This window comes from Micromonospora sp. DSM 45708 (assembly GCF_039566955.1).
GTDB lineage: Bacteria > Actinomycetota > Actinomycetes > Mycobacteriales > Micromonosporaceae > Micromonospora.
In genome coordinates this window covers 5,215,016-5,231,519 of record NZ_CP154796.1, presented here as the reverse complement: position 1 = coordinate 5,231,519, position 16,504 = coordinate 5,215,016, and the positions used below count along the sequence as shown (strand labels likewise).

Genomic DNA, 16,504 nt, shown 5'->3' with positions numbered 1-16,504 from the left:
GTCCCGGTGGCTGATCTTCTCGTCTGGATCGATTGTGAGATGACCGGGCTCGACCTCGGTCGGGACGCCCTGATCGAGGTCGCCGCGCTCGTCACCGACCCCGACCTCAACGTGCTCGGGGACGGCGTGGACGTGGTCATCCACGCCGACGAGGCGGCGCTCGCGGGCATGCCGGAGATCGTGCGCACCATGCACGCCAAGTCCGGCCTGACCGAGGAGGTGCGCCGGTCCACGGTCACCCTGGCCGAGGCCGAGGACCTGGTGCTCGACTACGTCACCAGCCACGTCAAGGACCCGAGGACCGCGCCGCTGTGCGGCAACTCGATCGCCACCGACCGGGGCTTCCTGGCCCGCGACATGACCCGGCTCGACGCCCACCTGCACTACCGCATGATCGACGTCTCCTCGATCAAGGAGCTGTGCCGGCGCTGGTACCCGCGGGTGTACTTCGGCCAGCCGCAGAAGGGGCTGGCGCACCGGGCGCTGGCGGACATCCGGGAGAGCATCCGGGAGTTGGAGTACTACCGGCGGACCCTGTTCGTGCCGCTGCCCGGCCCGGACGTGGAAACCGCGAAGGCGATCGCCGCCCAGCTCTGACACCCGGGTCGGAACCCGGTGGACGGGCCCGCCCCGGGTGTGGCTATTATTGGTCCGCGCACCGCCCGGGTGACCGGAGCGGCGAGCATGGTGGCTGTAGCTCAGTTGGCAGAGCACCGGGTTGTGGTCCCGGTTGTCGTGGGTTCAATTCCCATCAGTCACCCCAACGAAGAAGCCCCCTCCTTTGGGAGGGGGCTTCTTCGTGTGCGCTGTGGGGTCAGGCGGTCGGCTCGGCGCTGGGCGTCCCGGCGGCCGGGCTGGTGTCGTCGCCCGGCTCGGCCGGCGGCTCGTACGGCAGGGCGCTGCCCTTGACGTACTCGTCCCAGCTCATGTTCCAGTCGGTCCAGCCGTTGCCGTTCTGGAGCTTGCGCTCGGTGCCCTTGACCGTGATCGGGTCGCCCAGGCGGGTGTTGGCGAACAGCCAGTTGCCGTCCTTCATCGAGACGTTGACGCAGCCGTGCGAGACGTTCGAACGCCCCTGCACGCCCTCGGACCAGGGGGCCGCGTGGATGAACTCGCCGCCCCAGGTGAGCCGCTGGGCGTAGTCGATCTCGGTGCGGTAGCCCTCCTCCGGGCCCAGCTCCTCCATGGTGTCGAAGACGGTGTGCCGGAGCTTCTCGATGACCACCATGGTGCCGCTGGACGAGGGGGTGCTCTTCTTGCCGAGACTCACCAGGATCGTCTTGACCACCTTGCCGTCCTTGGTGACGGTCATCCGCTTGGTGCGGTTGTCCACCGTCATCACGAACGACGGGCCGATCTTCACGTCGACGGTCAGGTCGGAACGGCCGTACCAGCCGTCGCCCAGCGGCAGCCCGTTGGCCCGCACCTGGTAGGAGACGGTGCTGTTGGCCTTCCAGAACGTCTTGGGCCGGTAGTGCACCTCGGTCGGGCTGATCCAGCGCCAGATGCCCTCCTGGGCCGGCTTCGCGGTCACCGTCATCCGGCGCTGCATGTCGTCGCGGTAGTCCTCCGGGATGGCCCGGCCGAACTTCACGATCAGCGGCATGCCCACGCCGACGACCTGGTTGTCACCGAGGAAGCTGGTCACCCGGACCTGCTTGGCCGGCTTGGCCATCACCGTGAACGTGCTGGTGGCGGTCGCCGCCTTCCCGTCGTCGCCGGTGGCGGTCACGGTCGCCGTGTAGGTCTGGGCGTAGTCCAGCGCGGCGGCGGGCTCCCAGCTCCTGCCGTCGGCGGCGAGCGTGCCCTCGACCGCCTTGCCGGTGGCGTCCTTCAGCTCGACGCTGGTCTCCTTCGCCTCCGTGGTGGTGAAGGAGATGGCGGTGGTGGCCGGGACGTCCTTGGCGTCGGCGGCCGGCTCGCTGATGGTGGCCGCCGCCTTCGGGGCCTTCTCGCCGCTGTCACCGCCGCCCTGCCAGCTCGACGGCTTGTCGCCGCCGCCGGTGCAGGCCGTCAACGCCATGGTGGCGACGAGCACCGCGGCGGCGAATGCGCGGCGTCCGCCGCGGCGGACGCTCCCGCCCCGGATCAGTTCGTCCTGGCCAGCTCGCATGATTCCCTCACAAGTGTGCTGCGCGATCCCCATCGTCTCTGGTCAGACGCGTCGGACCGGGTACCCGTTGCCGGGAGTGAACCGGAACACCCCGTGACGGTGTAACGATTCTGTCGTCGTCCGGCGCTTCGTTGCGGGGGACGAGTCCCGGCGCCGCCGGAAGCGGCGCGTCCGACAACGGTACGCCGCTCAGAACGGTGCGTCCTGCCCGCCCTTCGGCACCGGCAGGGCGCTGCCGGCGACGAACTCCGACCAGCTCAGGCTCCACGCCGTCCAGCCGTTGCCGGGCGCCAGCCGCCGCTCGGTGCCCTTCACCGTGATCGGGTCGCCGACCAGCGTCTTGCCGAACAGCCACCGACCGTCGGCCATCGAGACGTTGACGCAGCCGTGCGACACGTTCCGGCGCCCCTGCACCCCCTCCGACCAGGGCGCGGAGTGGATGTACTCGCCACCCCAGGTGAGCCGCTGCGCGAAGTCGATCTTCGTGACGTACTGGTTGTTCGGGTCCGGCTCGTCGCGGGTGTCGAAGACGGTGGACTCCTTCTTCTCCATCACCACCATCGTGCCGCTGGAGGACGGCGTGCTCTTCTTGCCCAGACTCACCGGCAGCGTGCGGATCACCGCGCCGTTCTCCGAGACCGTCATCTTCTTGGTCGCGTTGTCCACTGTCATCTCGAACGCGCGGCCGATCTTCGCGGTGGCGCTCCGGTCGACGTTGCCGTAGCGGCCGTTGCTCAGCGGGATGCCGGCCAGCGCCAGCCGGACGGTGATCGTGGTGCCGGTCTTCCAGTACTCCGGGGCGCGGTAGTAGGCCTGGGTGCCGTTGGCGACCCAGTGCCAGGCGCCGGGCTGCGGCGGGTCGGTCTGCACGAACATCCGCTTCTGCACCGCGGCCCGGTCCTTCTTCGGGATGCCCGGCGAGAACTCCGCGACCACCGGCATCGCCACGCCGTACGTCTTGTCGCTGAACAGGTAGAGGCCGGAGCCGATCGTGGACTTCGGCTTGGCCATCGTGGTGAACGTGCTGGTGCCCTGGTGGGTGGCGCCGTCCTTGTCGGTCCCGGTGATCGTGGCGGTGTACTTCGTCGCGTACTTCAGCGGGGCGGACGGCACCCAACTGGAGCCGTCGCGCCGCATCCGCCCGCTGACGGCCGCGCCGTCGGCGGTGGTCAGGACGACCTTCGACACCGTGCCGCCGCCCGGGACCCGCGCGCTGATCTCGGTGCTGGCCGGCCGGCCGGTCGCGCCGTCGGCCGGGCTCACCGTCAGCGGCGACCCGGCGGGGGCCGCGTCGCTCGGCGGGACGCTCGCCGGATCCGGCGCGGTGGACGAGACGCCCCCGACCTCCTGCTGCTGGCCGGGCACGAAGGCCGGCTTCTCCTCGTCGCCACCGCACCCGGTCAGTGCCAGCGACGCCGTGAGGACCAGGACGCCCACCATCGCCCCGGCCCGCGCGAACCTGCCCATGCCCACCCCTGTCGTAGCGTGCCTGGCGGACATCGTGCCCCATCGACGCCATCGCGCCCGCCCCCGATCGGCGCCGGCTGTCTGGTTTCAGCACTTTTGCCGGTTAAGCTCGACCGAAGGGTGGACCCCCGTATCGGATTGGAACCCCGCTCGGCGGGCATGCTAAGGTTCTTCCCGTTGTCAGCGAGCGCCGCTAGCTCAACTGGCAGAGCAGCGGACTCTTAATCCGCGGGTTCGGGGTTCGAGTCCCTGGCGGCGCACCAACGAGCAAGGCCCTGACCTGGCGCTTCACGCCGGGGTGGGGCCTTTTTCGTGTGGTGCCGTGCCGCCGGCCGAGCCGCGGCCCGGTGATCCGAGGACCCCGGATCCGAGTGGGGTGCGCAACCCGTCGAGGGCGGGCCCGGCAGCGGGCCCGCCCTCGGACGTGTCGTCCTGCGCTACCAGGTCAGCGGCAGGGTGCCGATGAACCGGGTGAGCGCGCCGGCGAGGAGCTGGTCGTCGCGTCGCGACGGGTGCCAGTCGCAGCCCAACTTGTCCAGGCCGAGCGCGTTGTCGTCGTAGTAGAGCGAGCGGACCCGGGTGTCGCCCGCGTCCGTCCGGGTCCGGACGACCTGCTGCACGGAGCTGGCGAGCGGCGTGCCGGACAGGTCCGGGTAGGTGAGCACGATGAACGTGTCGGGGCCGTACCGGGTCCGCAGCTTGTCGAGGAAGCCCAGGTACGCGGTCCGGAAGTCGGCGGCGAGCTGTTCGGGGGTGCTCCACCGCTCACCGGCGTGCAGGGCGGTGGAGAAGTCGTTGATGCCCAGGCCGACCACGACCAGTTGTGGTTGCCAGGTGGCCGGCTTCTGCCACACGGTGCTGTTCCAGAGCGCCTGGAGGTCGGTCTCGTAGTAGGTGCGGAAGTTGTCGGTGCCCCCGCCGTTGTAGTTGCGCACCATGCCCAGGCCGGACCAGGCGATGAGCTGGAAGTCGGCGTCCAGGCTCTGTGCGGTGAGGGCGCCGAACGTGACGTCGGCGTTCGAGTTGCGGGTGACCCCGCCGTTGGCGGAGCAGTCCCGGGTCGTCGACATGTTGCCGTAGCCGGCGGTCCACGAGTCACCGATGAACTCGATCTGCCGGCTGCGGGCGGCGGGCTTGGCCAGGATCACGCCACCGGGCGCGGCGACGAGACCACCGAACTCGCCGGCGGCCCACGGGCTCTCGGTGCGTTTGACGAGCCGTACGGTGTGGATGGCGTCGGCGAGGTTCCGGACCCAGTAGGTGGTCTGCCCGGGGGTGACCAGGGTGGCGACGATCGTGCCGTCGATCTGGACGGCGTAGTCGTTCTGGCTGTCGTTGAGCACGATCCCGACGCCGGTGCCCCGGAACCGCCCTTCGAAGTAGGTGCCGGGCCAGGTGTACTGGACGCTGCTCCCGACCGCCCGGACCCGCCCCACCGTGCTCGTCTGCGCGGCCGACGGCGGCGGCGGGCTGGTGGGCGGCGGCGGAGGCGTGGTGGTGGGTGGCCAGTTGGTCTGTGGCGGGCTGGTGGGCGGCGGCGGGCTGGTGGGCGGCGGCGGGCTGGTCGGTGCCGGCGTGGTGGTGGTCGGGCTTCCGGTGCACGGCACGCCGTTGAGCGCGAAGTCGGTCGGCGCCGGGTTCGCCGAGTTGTTCCACGAGCCGCTGAAGCCGACCTGCGCGCCGACGCCGGTGCCGAGGTTGCCGTTCCAGCCGGCGTTGGTGACGGTGACCCGGCCGCCGGACTGGGTCACCGTGCCGTTCCACAGCTGGCCGACCACCTGCCCGGCGGTGAACGACCAGGTCAGCCGCCAGTTGGTCAGCGGATCGCCGAGGTTGGTGAGGTCGACGTTCGCGCCGAAGCCGCCCGGCCACTGGCTGGTGACGGTGTAGGCGACCCGGCAGCCGGCGGCGGCCTGCGCGGAGACGGTGGTGGTGAGTGCGGCGACCCCGGCGACGGCGACGGTGGTGGACACCGCCACCGCCAACCGGAGCCGGGTACGGGTAGGGGGCATCGGTGCTCCTCCGGGCGACGGGACGACGGACGCGCTACGCGCCGGAGCAGGTGAGCGCGCTCGGGGCCGGGGAGCTGCTGCCGTTGGCGAGGAAGCCGAAGCTCGTCGACCCGCCGGCGTTGAGGGACCCGTTGTAGGCGGCGTTGCGCACGCTGACCGAGCCGCTGGCGCCGGTGGCCACGCCGTTCCACACGTTGCTGATGCTCTGCCCGCCGGCCAGGGTCATCCGTACCGTCCAGCCGCTGATGGCCGCGGTGCTGCTCACGGTCACCTCGCCCTGGAACCCGCCGGTCCAACTGCTGACCAGGCGGTAGGTGGCGGTGCAGGTGCCCGAGGGGTCCGACGGCGGCGGGGTGGTCGGCGGCGGCGTGGTGGGGGGCGGCGTGGTGGGGGGCAGGGTGGTCGGCGGTGGGGTGGTGGGCGGTGGGGTGGCGCCGTCCGGGGCGACCGCCCGGCCGGTGGCCGGCGAGATCATGCCGGCGCACAGGCCACGACTGGCGAGATTGCTGACGATCCGGGGGATGGCCGCGATCGTGTTCGCCGGCCAGTCGTGCATCAGGATCGACCCGCCGGCCTGGAGCCGGCCGGCGTTCTGCACGATCTGGTCGGTGCTGGCGTTGTTCCAGTCCTGGGAGTCCACGTCGGCGTTGATCTCGGTCAGCCCGAACTGGGCCTCGACCGCCCGCAGCGTCGCGTTGGACTCCAGGTAGGGCGGCCGGAACAGCTTGGGGGCCTCGCCGGTGGCCTGCTGGATCGCCTGCTGGGTCTGGGAGATCTCCGAGGCCATCTGGGCCTGGCTGAGCTGCGTCATGTGCGGGTGCGTCCAACTGTGGTTGCCGATCCACATGCCGGCGTCCCGCTGGGCCCGGACCAGCGCCGGATTGCTCTGCGCGTTCTGGCCGACGTTGAAGAACGTCGCCCGTACGCCGGCCGCCTTGAGGGTGTTGATCAGGGTGGTGGTGTTGCCCGGGGTGGGCCCGTCGTCGAAGGTCAGCGCCACGTAGCCGGTGCACGCGGCGGCCATCGAGGGCGCGGCGGTGACGGCCAGGCCGGACGTCACGGCGGTCAGCAGCGCGGCGGCGGCTGCTGCCACCAGCGCGGGGCGACGCGGGGATCGGGTGGGGGCAGCCGTCGGTCCGGCCGGGAAGGGTGTCATCGGTGGTTTCTCCCGCTGGCGTTCGAGGTGCTGCTCGGCGCCGTCGCGGATCGCTCTGCCCGGGAGTCGGTCCGCGTCGTGGCTCAGCGGCCCGCTGGCAGCGACGTCGGGTGGATGTCCACGGTCCGCCGGTTTCGGCGCACCGTGTGGTTCGGCCTGAGGCCAGCCCGGCTCCGGTGGAGATTATGCCGCTATGCTTCGACGGTCGTCAATGCCGCAGTCGGGTGCGGTCACCCGGGCCTGTCGGGCGGCCGGTGACGCCCGGTGGACAGGGAGGCCCCTCGCATGAAGATCGTTGCGTTGTCCTGCACCCAGAAGCGCCTGCCGTCGGTGACCGACGCGTTGCTGGAGGCAGCGATCACCGGCGTCGTCCGGGAGGTCGACGGCGCGGAGATCCAGCGGATCCGGTTGATCGACCATCGCATCGCCATGTGCGAGGGCGAGGACACCTGTCTCGATCCCGAGGTGGGCCGGTGCCCGATCGACGACGACTTCGCGCACGTCGTACGGCTGGCCGAGGGTGCGCAGGCGATGCTGCTCGCCATGCCGGTGTACGCGGGGAACGTCCCCGCGGTGCTGAAGATCTTCCAGGAGCGCCTGAAGAGCTTCATGAACGCCCGGCACCGACCGTTCGGCAACCTGACGGTCGGGACCATCGTGCATTCGCGCACCATGCTGACCGAGCCGGCTCTGGGCGCGTTGTTCCCGTGGTACCTGCGGCTGCGCAACAGGAACGTGGCGTCGGCCTGCTTCACCCGCAACGATCATCAGGACCTGACCCGCACCGCGGCGTACGACATGTGTGTGGCGGTGGGCCGGCAACTCGGCCTGACGCTCGCCGGCAGCCGGTCGCCGGCCGACGAGCGCACGCTGCTGCCGGTGGTTCAGTCGCCGGCTCGTCCGCGGTGCGGCGACCCGTCCGTCTCCTCGCCCGGGACGTGAGACTCCGCGCGCCAGGTGCACCCGTCGCCGGCCCGCACGCACGACACCGTGACGTCCGGTTCCACGTAGCGGGCGGCGATGGTCTCGTGAAGGGGCTGGCAGTACGTGCACGGTGAGGAGAGCGTCAGCACGACGCCGGCGCGGGCGGCCTTTCTGCGGTAACGCAGGATCCCGCAGTCGGTGTTGCGCAGGACGGTGCCCGAGGGCTGACGCTCGCTGGTCACCGCCGAGTCGTACAGCAGCAGCTGACGTTGCAGCCGGGTCATGAAGTGGTCGGTGGCGGACACCCCGGCGGGCCGCTGCGCCCGGAGCAGCGCCGCGGTGATGCGGGAGTTCGCCCGGATCCACGCGGTCAGGCCCGCCTCACCGTGCTCGCCCAGGACGAACTCCTCGGCGGCGGCCTGGGCCTCGAAGAACCGCTGGCGCCACAGGTCGACCTTCTCGTCCGGGTCGAGCGGGGACGGCTGACCGGTCACGCGGCCCTCCCGGTGGCGTCGTCCAGTTCGGCGAAGACCTCCTGGGCCACGCGCAGCCCGTTGTTGGCGACCGGCCAGCCACCGTAGTAGGCGAGCTGGATGATGACTTCGACGATCTTCTCCCGCGACATCCCGAGGTGCAGGGCGGCACCGATGTGCCCGCGCAGCTCCCAGTCGGTCCGGGCCAGCGCGACCGCGGTCAGCGCGACCAGTTCGCGCTCCTCGACGCTCAGGTGCGGGCGCGTCCAGATCTCCCCGAACAGGTGGTCGACCGTGATCCGCAGGAACTCCGGGTAGGAACCCGGGCGCGGCTCACGTCCGAAGACCTGCTGGAACATGGCCTCACCCCGCTCGTGGCGGTCAGCCGGCTGATCCATCGTCAACTCCTTCGGGTCGGACGAACGGTGGTCAACGTGCACGACGCCACGAAGGCGACGGCCAGCAGCGCGGCGCCGCTGGCGAAGGCGGCCGGAACGTTCACCCGCTCGGCGACGAGCCCCACGACGACCGGTCCGGCCACGGCGCCGAGGTCGGTGCACATCGAGAAGCCGGCGACGCCGCTGCCGGCCCGGCCGGCCACGACGTCACCGACCAGCGCGGCCGGCGCGGCGTTGAGCAGCGCCGATCCCGCGGCGTACACGCAGAGCAGCGCGACGAGCCAGGCGTACCGGTCGACGAACGCCAGGGCGGTGACGGAGGCCGCCGCCACACCGGTGCCGGCGATCATGGCGGTCCGGCGGCCGGCCCGGTCGACCATCCGGCCGGCCGGCATGATCAGCAGCGCCTGGACGGCGGCGGACAGGGTGAACGCCCACCCCACCCACGACACGTCGTGTCGCCACGCCACCACCACCAGCGTGGGGACCAGTGCGCTGCGCAGTCCGAACAGGACCCAGCCCTGCGCCAGCGCGGCGAGGCAGGCCACCACGTAGCGTCGGTCCCGCAGCAGCGCCGGTAGTCCGATCACCGCCCGGCCGGGCTCCGCGCCGGCGGTCCGGCCGGTGCGCAGCAGCGCCGGTGTCAGCACCGCGGCGGCCAGCAACATCGCGGCGTACGCCAGGAACGGCGTGGCGAGGGTGACGAGCGCGAGGAGCCCGCCCAGCGCCGGTCCGCAGATCCCGCCGAGCAGGAAGCCCGCCTCGAACACGGCGCTGGCCCGTCCCCGTCGGTCGGCGGGCGCGACCGCCAGGAGCATCGCCAGCGCGGACACCGAGAACAGCACCGAGCCGACGCCGCCGAGGCCCCGGAACACGAGCAGTTGCCCGTAGGACGAGGCGTTCGCGGTCAGCGCCGAGGAGACCGCACAGAGCAGCAGGCCGGCGACGAGGACCCGCCGCTCCCCGAAACGCACGCCCAACCGGCCGCAGAACGGGCTGGCGACCAGCCGCATCAGCGCGAACAGGGCGACGAGCGCGCCGATCCGGGCCGGTCCCGCCCCGAACGTCGCCGCGTACACCGGGAGCACCGGGAGCACCAGCCCCAGGCCCAACATGACGCATCCGCCGACGACACTGAGGACGTAGACCTCGCGCGGAAGACCCGGCTGGACGGCGGCGACGGGTGGGGCGCTGCCCGGGACGGCCGTCTTCACTGCCCGGTCACAGGATGATGCTGAGCTTTCCGTGCTCGACCAGCGTCTCGTGGTCCAGCACCACGACCCGTCGCCGGGCCCGGAACGACCCGCCCTCGACGACGAGCTCGAACCGGTACTTTCCGACGTAGGCGTCGGAGCGCCCGTGCCCGAACCGGTGTACGACGACATTCGCCGCCACGTCGAGGTGGGTGCCCCGGTCGGTCAGGATCTCCACGTTGCTGATCAGCCGGTTCGTCCGCGACCGCGGGTTCTCGCACCACACCTCGCCGTTGAGGAGCTGGTCGATGCGCTGGCGCAGGCGGGCGGCGTCGTCGTCGATGAGCCCGAGCACGTTCGCCCCCTCGTCGCGGACGTCGGTGGCCGGCACCCGGTAGCGGATGTCGTCGGTCAGCATCTCGTCGTACCACTCGCGCAGGCGCCACTCGTCGAGCAGTCGCGCCTCCCGGAAGAGGAACTGGTTGACCCGGTGCCACAACCGCACCTGGGCCGATTCGTCGACGGTCAGTTCGATGGTCATCGCGGTGCTGCCCCCTGCCGCTCCGCCGGCCGAGCGAACTCGTGGTGGTCGTCGTCGCCGTGCATCAGCCGATCCCACTGCCGCCAGAACTCACGGGCGGGAAGCTCGTCGGTCGTCTCCGGTACGGCCTTGTCCATACCGCGTGACAGGTCCGAGTAGCGGACCGACCGGTTGAGGTAACCCCGCTGGCACGACTCGATGATCTCGATGTCGTCGGGGGTGGCGAAGCCGGCGGGGCCGAGGAACGTCAGGTAGTGACTCTTGCGGAGTTCCCGGATGTCCGGATCCTCGTCCTTCGGGGCCAGCGCGACCGAGGTGATGGCCATCCGATCGGGGGCGATCGGGTCGATCTTGCGGATCGTGATCGCGATCGCGTCGATGATCATCAAGTTGGGGAAGATCAGCAGCGCGCGGTTGGTGCCGGTGATCCGCTCGGCGCGCTCGGCGCCGAACCGGTCGACGAACCCTGCGGCCGTCGCCTCGATCCGCGGCCGGACGTCCGGGCTGAACATCGGCGTCCAGTACGCGAGCGGGCGGGCCGCCGCCGGTGGCAGCTCGTTGGCGCCGTGTCCCAGCCCGAGGGCGCAGCCGAAGCCGCCTCGCCGTCGTGGTGGCACCGACCCCAGCGACTCCATGTAGCCGACGTAACGCTTGTGCAGGGCCCGGAAGTGGTAGATGTCGACGCTGTTCTCCATCATGAGCTTCCAGTTGGCCCGCGCGCCGTGGAGCTGCGCGCCCTGGATCACCTCCATCCCGACCTCGGACTGGTCGTCGATCAGATCGAGGTACTCCGTCGCGCCCGCCAGGTACTCGGTCAGGGTGCGCCGCTGTCGCGGGTCGAAGGTGACGAACACGAATCCGCGGTAGGCGTCAGCACGGTGCTGCGTGAGACCGTGGTCAGCCTTTCGGAAGCCCGGCCCGTACCCGTCCGGGATCGGGACCCCGACCAGGTCGCCCCGGTTGGAGAACGTCCAGTCGTGATAGGGGCACCGGAACGACCTGGCCTGCCCGGCCGGCTCCGAGCAGATCAGCGCCCCGCGGTGCGGGCAGCTGTTCGCGAACACCCGGATCACGCCGTCGGACCCGCGCGCCATGACCACCGGTCGCCCGCCGACGTCACGTGCCACGTAGGAGCCCGGTCCGGGCACCTCCGACTCGTGTCCGACGTACAACCAGCAGCGGTCGAAGATCCTGGTCATCTCCTGCGCGGCCAGCTCGCCGTCGGTGTAGGCGCGGCGATCCACCAGGAAGGAGTGGCGCTCCCGGTCGTCGATCACGATCGGGTCGCCCGCCGGTCGCCGCGGCTCGGTCGTCACCGCTCCTCCTCGCGCCGTAGCGTCCCGACCGTGTCGATGACCAGCTCCGCGGTCCGCGCGGCGGAGTCGCCGCACTCCGGCTGTGCGGCGCGCAGCCGGGCCCGGTAGTCCCGGGCGGGGTCGAGCAGGTCGGTGACGGCGTCGGTGACCGCCCGCGCGGTGACGTCGGCCGGCGCCAACGCCGTCCCGAAGCCCGCGCGGCCCACGAAGTGCGCCTGCACCGGCTGATCCACCGCCAGCGGGATCACCAGCATCGGTGTCGCCGCCCGGATCGACTCGGCCACGGAGTTGTACCCGCCGTGGGTGACGAACACGTCGGCGCGTTCGAGCACCTCACGCTGCGGCAGGTACGGGGCGGCGAGCACGTCGTCGGGCAGCGCGAGGTCCTCGGCGAGGTCGCCGACCGCGGCGATCACCTGGGCGCCGGTCGCCGCCGCCCCGGTGATGACCGTGCGCAGCAGGTCGGGTCGCCGGTAGAAGATCGTGCCGAAGGAGACATACACCACCGGACGGCCCGGATCGATCCGGTCGAGGCCCGCGAAGGCGACCTCGTCGCCGCGGCTTCCCGCCGCCCCCGGCAACCCGATCAGCTGCACACCGTCGTCGGTCACGCCGTCGTTTCCGACGAGCGCGGGAATCGTCGGCATCAGATTGAGAATCGGCGATCGCGCCGAATGGGTCCGGGTCGACCACCGCACCCCGTGCCGGGTCAGATAGTCGCCGACCTGCTCGTCGTAGGCCCAGCGTCCCCGTCGGTGTTCGCGCGGGCAGACGCCACCCAGGTTGGCCCAGATCATCCCGTAGGGAATGCCGGACGCCTCGGTGCCGACCATGGCCGACGCGGTGACCGGCAGCGAGTCGACGAGCACGAAGTCCGGCGCCGTCGCGCGCAGCGCGTCGGCCGTCTGGTCCGCCACCGGGGACGCCTGGAGCATCGCGCCGATCTTCGCCGGATCGTCGCTCCACGGTGCCATCTCGACCTTTCCGATCACCTGGACCGGCGTGGTGCCGAGGGCCCGGCGACGCTGGTCGTCGAGCATGCCCCCGTCCGCTGACAACAGCAGCAGCGTGACCTCGCCGCCGGCGGCGCGGAGTGCGTTGACCACCGGAACGTACGGGTTCAGATGACCGTGCTGCGTCGTGGTCAGGAGGGCGACGCGCATCAGATCTCCGATCCGTCGGGAAACGGCAACAACTCGTCCTCGGGCACGCGGGAAAGGCGCGACAACGAAAGGAAAAGCTGAAATGCGGCACGTTTCCCGGTGTTCCGCAAAGCCTGCCGGGATGAGGGATAGATGTCAATGCTTTGTGTCTGTCGTTCGCCGTCGCTCAGCGGCATGCAAACGTCATCAGCGCTTCGCCTGATCGGCACTTGAGTGTTTCGGACGAGTCTGAGAGGTTGGAGTGGCCGGTCTGGTTTTCGGCTGTTGTGGAAGGTGGTCGGGTCGGTCGCATTCGGTCGAGAAAAGTCAATGCGGGCGTACTCCCGCCGTTGCCTTTCGCGACCCTGCCCCCGGCCGGGATCCACCACAGCACCGCCGGGTAGGTCGCCAGCGGGCGCTACCCGTCGGTGGAACGACCGGTCCCCGACAGAGCACGGGAATCGCGGCGTCGCACCCCTACAGTCCGCAGCATGAGGTGGATGGTGCGACTCACGGCGGGGCTCGCCGTACTGGTGACGGCCCTGGCAGCCGGCGCGGCGAGCGCCGCCGCGCCGCCCGCCGACGACGGCCTCGGCCTGACCCTGCGCCCGCCGACGGCGGACTACCGCGTCGGCGACCAGGTCCGCCTGGACCTCACGGTTACGAACTCCACCGGGTCGGCCTGCGCGCTGCCCACCAGCGCCGTCGGCACCGCCCAGATCACCGGGGTACGCCGGGACGGCCGCGACCTCACGCCGACGCTCGCCCGCAGTTTCCACGACGACGGCATCGCGGCGGCGGCCACCGCCGGCCTGACCACCGTCGAACCCGGCGCCACCGCGACCGTGACGCTGACCGGCGTCCGGCTGCACGACGGCGACGCGCCCGGCGACGTGGTGCTCCGGTCGGTGGCCGCCACCGGGGACGGCGGTGGCCTGGACTCGCTCTGGCCGGTCGGCGCCCCCGGCCGCTACGAGGTCACGGCCGGCTACGTGCCGCTGCCGGTCGCCGGCGTGACGAACGCCTGTCCGGGCGCGACGGCGCTGCGGGCCGCCGCGTTCACGGTCGGCGGCACCGGCGGGCCCGGACACCGCTGGCTCCGGCCGGCCGCCGGTGCGCTGCTGTTGGTGGTGCTGCTCGTCGCGCTGATCGTGGTGTGGCGGCTCCGTCGCCGGCCGACCGCCGCCGCCGTGGCGCTGCTGCTGGTGGCCGCCGGTGCGCTGGTCGGCGACGCCCGGCCGGCACGGGCCGACTACTCGGTCGACCCCACCGCCGGCGTGCCGGTCAGCGGCGTCGACTTCCAGGCCGCGGTCGACGGCTGCCTGGCCGGGTTCGCGCTGCCCGGCGGGGACCCGGCCGGCCTGCTGCCCCGGCTGAAGGACCGGAAGGCGCCGACGGTGCGGATCATCCCCACCCCGGGCGGCTCGGGCGCGTTCGAGACGCCGGACAGCGCCGGCGGCAAGGGCTCGTCCACCGTCACCTGGAACCCCACCTCCACCGACCCGTACGAGGACGGGGTGGCCCGGGAGCCCTGCGCCGCGCTCTACCACGAGCTGAACCACGCCGACGACATCTCCCGGGACGCGGTCCCGTCGGGCCAGTGCGGCAGCACCGGGATTCCCACCGCGGAGGTGAAGGCGACGCTCGCGGAGAACCGCTACCGGGCGGCGAAGGGCCTGCCACCGCGTACGCAGTACAAGGGAAACCCGCTGCCGAAGAGCCTCGACGAGTGCAGGAAGCCGGCGAAGAAGACACCGCCGCCGAAGGGGCCCGTGAAGCTCTGCGAGGACGGGGCGGACTGCGGCGGCAGCAACGGCGACCCGCACCTGGTCACCTTCGACCGGGTCGCCTACGACTTCCAGGCGGTGGGCGAGTTCACGCTGGTCGCCGCCACCGGTGGCGACCCGCTGGAGGTGCAGGTCCGGCAGGTGCCGATGGCCGGCACCCGTACCGCCTCGGTCAACTCGGCGGTCGCGTTCCGGGTCGGCGGCCACCGCGTCGCGCTCACCCTCACCGACGGCGTCACCCGGGTCGACGTCGACGGCCGCCCGCTCGCCGCGCCACCGGAGCGCACCGACCTGGCCGGTGGCGGGAACCTGACCCGCCGTCCGTCCGACACCGGCGGCACCGACGGGTACGACGTCACCTGGCCGGACGGGTCCGCCGCCGCTGTCGACCAGATCGGCCGCTACGGCTACCGGGTGCTGGTGCGGCTCGCCGACGGCCGCGCCGGGAAGGTCCGTGGCCTGCTGGGCGACTTCGACGGCGACCCGGCCGACGACATCGCGCCCGCCTCCGGCGCCGCCCTCGCCCAGCCCGCCCCGTTCGCGGCGCTCTACCCGGCGTACGCGGACAGTTGGCGGATCACCGCGGACCGCTCGCTGTTCCGCTACGCCGACGGCGAGGACACCGGCACGTTCACCGACCGGAGCTTCCCCGAGCGGGAGGTGACCGCCGGCGACCTCGACCCGGCCCGCCGCGCCGCCGCCGAGCAGGTCTGCCGGTGGGCCGGCGTCACCGCGCCCGGCCCGCTCGCCGAGTGCGTCTTCGACGTCGCCGTCAGCGGACGGCCCGAGTTCGCCGTCGCGGGCGCCAGCACCGAACTCCTCGCCCCGCCGGCCGGTACGCCGATCAGCGCCGCGCCGATCGCCGCCGCCAGCCTCACGCCCGGCGGTGCGCCACTGACGTTCACCGGCCGCGCCGGGGACGCCGTCTTCGTCGACGTCACCGCGCCCGGCGTCGCCGACCGCTGTTCGCCGTACGTGCTCACCGACCCGGGCGGGCGGGAGATCGCGAGCGGCTGCAACGTGCAGGGTGTCGGCTACGTCGACCGTGTCGACCTCACCACCACCGGCCGGTACGCGCTACGGGTCACCGCCGCCGACGGCGACACCGGTCGCGCCGCCGTGCGGGTCTACGCGCCCCGGGACAGCGACGGCACGCTGCGACCGAACGGCCCGACCGTGACCGCGTCGATCGTGCAGCCCGGCGCCCGGGCGCGGTACCGGTTCACCGCCCGGGCCGGGGAGCGGGCCTACGTCGAGGTGCCCGGCAGCACGCTGCCCGACCAGTGCTCCCCGCTGGAACTGCGGGACCCGGCGGGGCAACTGCTGAGCAGCGGCTGCGTCGTCAACGGCGTCGGCGAGGTCGACGGCACGCTCCTGCCCGTCGACGGGACGTACACCGTGCTTGTCGACCCGGTCGAACGCGGCACCGGCACGGCCACGCTGCGCCTGGTCACCGGCCGGGACCGGGACGGGACAGTCCGGGTGGGCGGGCCGCCGGTCGTCGCCGGGACCGACCGGCCCGGGGCGGTCACCGGTTACCGGTTCACCGCCGCCGCCGGCACGTCGGTGACGGTCACCGCGACCGCCGCGACGCTGCCCGACCAGTGCGGCGTGCTGGTGCTGCGCGCCCCGGACGGCAGCACGCTCGCCACCGGCTGCGTGATCAACGGGGCCGGCGGGATCGACGCGACCACCCTGCCGGCGGCCGGCGAGTACACGCTGTCGGTGGATCCGTCGGGGGCCGCGACCGGGGAGGTCACGCTGGCGGTGCGATGAGGTGGCCCTGCCGTCGACGGCCGGCGCGGAGGCTGCTAACGTTCCGTCCCGTTGCCGGCGAGCGCCGCTAGCTCAACTGGCAGAGCAGCGGACTCTTAATCCGCGGGTTCGGGGTTCGAGTCCCTGGCGGCGCACCAACGAGCAAGGCCCTGACGTGGCGGTTCCGCCGGTCAGGGCTTTCTTCGTACCAGCCGCAGCCGGCCTGG

13 protein-coding genes and 3 tRNA genes are annotated in these 16,504 nt (G+C 72.1%); 6 read left to right on the top strand and 10 right to left on the bottom strand.

From position 1 onward, the window contains the following. The first annotated feature begins 39 nt into the window (after positions 1-39). Both orn and VKK44_RS22325 read left to right on the top strand, forming a co-directional pair. Positions 40-597, top strand: coding sequence for an oligoribonuclease (gene orn, locus VKK44_RS22330; protein ID WP_343447857.1), 558 nt, complete (start codon positions 40-42; stop codon positions 595-597). 90 nt (positions 598-687) lie between these two features. Beyond that, positions 688-763: transfer RNA gene (locus VKK44_RS22325), tRNA-His, on the top strand. 51 nt (positions 764-814) lie between these two features. Here VKK44_RS22325 and VKK44_RS22320 read toward each other — a convergent pair. Continuing rightward, on the bottom strand, positions 815-2,113 hold the full coding sequence (locus VKK44_RS22320; RefSeq protein WP_343443174.1) for a L,D-transpeptidase: 1,299 nt from the start codon (positions 2,111-2,113) through the stop codon (positions 815-817). Positions 2,114-2,302: 189 nt separating this feature from the next. Next, positions 2,303-3,580, bottom strand: a complete 1,278-nt coding sequence (locus VKK44_RS22315) for a L,D-transpeptidase (protein WP_343443173.1) — start codon at positions 3,578-3,580, stop codon at positions 2,303-2,305. 187 nt (positions 3,581-3,767) lie between these two features. Between VKK44_RS22315 and VKK44_RS22310 the strand changes: the two genes are divergently transcribed. Beyond that, positions 3,768-3,843 (top strand) — tRNA-Lys (locus VKK44_RS22310). Positions 3,844-4,017: 174 nt separating this feature from the next. On the opposite strand, the gene VKK44_RS22305 is transcribed toward VKK44_RS22310, so the two are convergent. Both VKK44_RS22305 and VKK44_RS22300 read right to left on the bottom strand, forming a co-directional pair. Beyond that, positions 4,018-5,592, bottom strand: a complete 1,575-nt coding sequence (locus VKK44_RS22305; protein ID WP_343443172.1) for a cellulose binding domain-containing protein — start codon at positions 5,590-5,592, stop codon at positions 4,018-4,020. Between the two features lie 34 nt (positions 5,593-5,626). Continuing rightward, positions 5,627-6,748, bottom strand: coding sequence for a polysaccharide deacetylase family protein (locus tag VKK44_RS22300; protein ID WP_343443171.1), 1,122 nt, complete (start codon positions 6,746-6,748; stop codon positions 5,627-5,629). 285 nt (positions 6,749-7,033) lie between these two features. Here VKK44_RS22300 and VKK44_RS22295 point away from each other — a divergent pair, with 285 nt between their 5' ends. Continuing rightward, the gene (locus VKK44_RS22295; protein WP_343443170.1) at positions 7,034-7,690 is read left to right on the top strand and encodes a flavodoxin family protein; all 657 of its coding nucleotides are present in this window, start codon (positions 7,034-7,036) and stop codon (positions 7,688-7,690) included. Here the strand turns inward: VKK44_RS22295 and VKK44_RS22290 are convergent. From VKK44_RS22290 to VKK44_RS22265, 6 genes are all read right to left on the bottom strand, one after another. Further along, complete coding sequence (locus VKK44_RS22290) at positions 7,633-8,166, bottom strand: hypothetical protein (RefSeq protein WP_343443169.1); 534 nt, start codon at positions 8,164-8,166, stop codon at positions 7,633-7,635. The two genes, VKK44_RS22295 and VKK44_RS22290, sit on opposite strands and share 58 nt — an antisense overlap. Further along, entirely contained in the window at positions 8,163-8,543 is a 381-nt protein-coding gene (locus tag VKK44_RS22285; RefSeq protein WP_107156245.1) for a carboxymuconolactone decarboxylase family protein, read from the bottom strand. Before VKK44_RS22285 ends, VKK44_RS22290 begins: the two co-directional genes overlap by 4 nt. Positions 8,544-8,545: 2 nt before the next feature. Then, positions 8,546-9,658 (bottom strand): MFS transporter, encoded by a 1,113-nt coding sequence (locus VKK44_RS22280; RefSeq protein WP_343443168.1) that lies wholly within the window; start codon positions 9,656-9,658, stop codon positions 8,546-8,548. A gap of 106 nt (positions 9,659-9,764) precedes the next feature. After that, positions 9,765-10,277, bottom strand: coding sequence for an aromatic-ring-hydroxylating dioxygenase subunit beta (locus tag VKK44_RS22275; protein WP_343443167.1), 513 nt, complete (start codon positions 10,275-10,277; stop codon positions 9,765-9,767). Continuing rightward, positions 10,274-11,593 (bottom strand): aromatic ring-hydroxylating oxygenase subunit alpha, encoded by a 1,320-nt coding sequence (locus tag VKK44_RS22270; protein ID WP_343443166.1) that lies wholly within the window; start codon positions 11,591-11,593, stop codon positions 10,274-10,276. The genes VKK44_RS22275 and VKK44_RS22270 overlap by 4 nt, the downstream gene beginning before the upstream one ends. Continuing rightward, positions 11,590-12,756, bottom strand: coding sequence for a glycosyltransferase (locus VKK44_RS22265; RefSeq protein ID WP_343443165.1), 1,167 nt, complete (start codon positions 12,754-12,756; stop codon positions 11,590-11,592). The genes VKK44_RS22270 and VKK44_RS22265 overlap by 4 nt, the downstream gene beginning before the upstream one ends. A 470-nt stretch (positions 12,757-13,226) precedes the next feature. Here VKK44_RS22265 and VKK44_RS22260 point away from each other — a divergent pair, with 470 nt between their 5' ends. Further along, positions 13,227-16,298 carry a VWD domain-containing protein gene (locus VKK44_RS22260; protein WP_343443164.1) on the top strand — a complete coding sequence of 1,024 codons (3,072 nt, stop codon included), beginning with the start codon at positions 13,227-13,229 and terminating at the stop codon, positions 16,296-16,298. Between the two features lie 61 nt (positions 16,299-16,359). Continuing rightward, positions 16,360-16,435 (top strand) — tRNA-Lys (locus tag VKK44_RS22255). Positions 16,436-16,504: the final 69 nt, after the last annotated feature.

Excerpts from the sequence above, each read along its gene's own strand:
- orn (WP_343447857.1), top strand. The coding sequence starts at position 40 with ATGACCGGGCTCGACCTCGGTCGGGACGCCCTGATCGAGGTCGCCGCG.
- VKK44_RS22320 (WP_343443174.1), bottom strand. The coding sequence starts at position 2,113 with ATGCGAGCTGGCCAGGACGAACTGATCCGGGGCGGGAGCGTCCGCCGC.
- VKK44_RS22315 (WP_343443173.1), bottom strand. The coding sequence starts at position 3,580 with ATGGGCAGGTTCGCGCGGGCCGGGGCGATGGTGGGCGTCCTGGTCCTC.
- VKK44_RS22305 (WP_343443172.1), bottom strand. The coding sequence starts at position 5,592 with ATGCCCCCTACCCGTACCCGGCTCCGGTTGGCGGTGGCGGTGTCCACC.
- VKK44_RS22300 (WP_343443171.1), bottom strand. The coding sequence starts at position 6,748 with ATGACACCCTTCCCGGCCGGACCGACGGCTGCCCCCACCCGATCCCCG.
- VKK44_RS22295 (WP_343443170.1), top strand. The coding sequence starts at position 7,034 with ATGAAGATCGTTGCGTTGTCCTGCACCCAGAAGCGCCTGCCGTCGGTG.
- VKK44_RS22285 (WP_107156245.1), bottom strand. The coding sequence starts at position 8,543 with ATGGATCAGCCGGCTGACCGCCACGAGCGGGGTGAGGCCATGTTCCAG.
- VKK44_RS22280 (WP_343443168.1), bottom strand. The coding sequence starts at position 9,658 with ATGTTGGGCCTGGGGCTGGTGCTCCCGGTGCTCCCGGTGTACGCGGCG.
- VKK44_RS22275 (WP_343443167.1), bottom strand. The coding sequence starts at position 10,277 with ATGACCATCGAACTGACCGTCGACGAATCGGCCCAGGTGCGGTTGTGG.
- VKK44_RS22265 (WP_343443165.1), bottom strand. The coding sequence starts at position 12,756 with ATGCGCGTCGCCCTCCTGACCACGACGCAGCACGGTCATCTGAACCCG.
- VKK44_RS22260 (WP_343443164.1), top strand. The coding sequence starts at position 13,227 with ATGAGGTGGATGGTGCGACTCACGGCGGGGCTCGCCGTACTGGTGACG.